This window comes from Baaleninema sp., assembly GCF_049974805.1.
Taxonomy (GTDB): domain Bacteria; phylum Cyanobacteriota; class Cyanobacteriia; order Cyanobacteriales; family Geitlerinemataceae; genus Baaleninema.
On sequence record NZ_JBNGCO010000219.1, the window covers coordinates 1 to 2562 of the forward strand.

Consider the following 2562-nt stretch of genomic DNA (forward strand, 5'->3'; position numbering starts at 1 on the left):
TTACGGTCAAGCCGCCCTAGAAGGGCGGGGTTTTAAACCCAAAATTTTTGATAAACGACAGCGCCACAGCGAACTTCAACCAGAAAATCGAGCAAAATTTCAGCTAGAACGGCGATGACGGTCGATCGCAAACAGCAAGGCATCAACGCCAACGACAGCGCGAAGGTCGATATCGCGCAGGTGGTGCAGCACTTCGCACCCCCCGAATCGCGCGATCGCACCGAAGCCAAACTACTCGACGCCGTAAAAAACGAAGTGTCGGGACGGTTAGCGCAATCCCTCCACCAGCGCGTTTACGTGGAACTCGACAAAACCGAAGATTCCACCCAAGTCGTACCCCCTTGGAGCCTGGACGTAAAACTCGGGAATGCGTCGAGCCAACCCTGTCCCGAGGGAACCCACATCGTCGAAATTTTCAATCGAGAAGAAATCGGCGGACGTTTGTTAATTCTGGGTGCGCCGGGCTCGGGAAAAACCACCATGTTGTTACAACTGGCGGAAGAGTTAGTCAAACGAGGGGAGGAAAACGCCGCGTATCCCGTTCCCGTCTTGCTCAACCTATCGGCGTGGAAGTCGGAGTTTCGAGACATTCCCAGTTGGATGGTATCCGATTTAAAGCTGAAATACGGGGTGCGGAAAGATATCGCCGAAAAATGGATTGAAGAGGGTCGAATTTTACCGCTCCTCGACGGGTTAGACGAGTTGCTGTCGCAACGTCAGGAAACTTGCGTGCAGGCGCTCAACGAGTTTTTACCCACTTGGAGCGGTACGCCGTTGGTGGTGTGTTCTCGTTTGGAGGAATATCAGCTTTACGAGACGAATTTGGGTTTAAGTGGGGCGATTATTTTACAGCCGTTGACAGACAGACAAATTGAAACCTACTTGCGTCGCGCCAAGTGCGATTGGCTCTGGGATGTGGTTCGCAACGATGCGGACGTGATGAATGCGGATAGGGGATTGGCGCGATCGCCCCTGTTTCTGACGCTGTTAGTGTTGTCTAGCGACAACTTACCTGTGGAATTGTGGACGCAGCAGGAAAACGTAACGGAACGGCGGCGAATTTTGTTCGAGGCGTATATTGAGGCGAGGTTGCAACGAGCGTATCGGGGTGGGGCTAATTTACCGGCGACGAAACAGGGTCGAAAGCCTTACCAGAATGACGAAAAAACGAAGTATTGGCTGGGCTGGCTGGGCGCCAAGTTAATTGAAGAAAATAAAACTGAATTTTTTATTGAAAAATTACAACCTCGTTTTTTAAAAAGCCTCTACCAAGATTTGTTTTATCGTCTGGTTTTTTGGGGGACTGTAGGCATATCCTTTGGAGTAATTTTTGGTGCCGCCGGAGAGATGATGTTTGGACTGTATGTTGGGCTATCTTTAGGACTAGGATCGGAGTTGTTTGGCATACATAAAAATATAAAGTCTGTTGAGAGTATAAAAATTGACTGGCATAATGTCACCCAGCATTTTTCGGGAAACATTCGCTCAAGTGATTTTTCTGTGAGTGGTGTGACTCTCGTTTCGTTTTTAAAAATGTGGCTAATTCTATGGCTGATTATCTTGCTCGCTGCCTTTTTTAATGCCGGATTCTATGGGCTAGTTAGTGCCTTAGGATTCGGCGTTTTTGTTGGCGCAGAGTTGGTTCTATTTTTAATTTTATGTATGACAAAATATCTGTTTCGTCGATTATTTCCCGGACTACTTAGATTGTTGTCTGGAGTTGAAATTAATATAGATATTAATACAACAACCAATGAAAATCAAGGTATTTATAAATCATTTTTTCATAGTTTTTTTATTGGGTTGGGGCTTTTTGGCATATTTCTAACGACCGCATTCTTTTTGTTGTTTTTACCTGATGAATTCAATCTTATTGCTGTTTGGATTTTGGTTGTATTTTTTATTTTTATTTTTATATTTTTTTTATTGGGAGTTTATACAGGTGGCTTGAACAGTGTATGTCAACACATCGCTCTCCGCATCACCCTTTGGCTTTTCGGATACAGCCCTTGGAACTACCGTAGATTTCTCCGCTACTGCACCGAACGGGGTTTTCTCCAGCGGGTTGGTGGCGGCTATCGCTTCGTTCACGCACTCCTACAGGAACACTTCGCAAAAGAGTATGGAGATTAAAAATAGAGAACGATTGGGTCTTCGTAGTAGGGGCGAACGGTTTGCGCCCCTACCCAAATTTTGTATTCAAATTCACAAATTACACCCTAATCTCCGAAGACCCACTTTATTTGTAACAGTTGGACAGATGAGAAGATATCTCTCCGGCATTATCCGAAAACCCCTATCACCGAAAAATATGCGGTAGTGGTATACCGGGAACTCAGTTTAGAGGATGGATTTATTATCACAGCTTTTATGACATCCAAACATCAGAAAATGGAAATGTTATTTTATCTGAATAAAATATTTGCTTGAATTTGCGATGTTTTATGACCGTACAGCCACTTACATCAGACGGTAAGATGGTGATGGCTCATTGGTTCGATATTTAATTAGGGTTTGCTGAAAAAGTTATCAAAAGCCGGGGGGTGGAAAACGAACAAGAAG

General features: G+C 44.9%; 1 protein-coding gene. It reads left to right on the plus strand.

Annotated elements, in window-relative coordinates:
• The first annotated feature begins 114 nt into the window (after positions 1 to 114).
• The gene (locus ACP5D4_RS21415) at positions 115 to 2133 is read left to right on the plus strand and encodes an NACHT domain-containing protein (protein WP_428013630.1); all 2019 of its coding nucleotides are present in this window, start codon (positions 115 to 117) and stop codon (positions 2131 to 2133) included.
• Positions 2134 to 2562 lie beyond the last annotated feature (429 nt).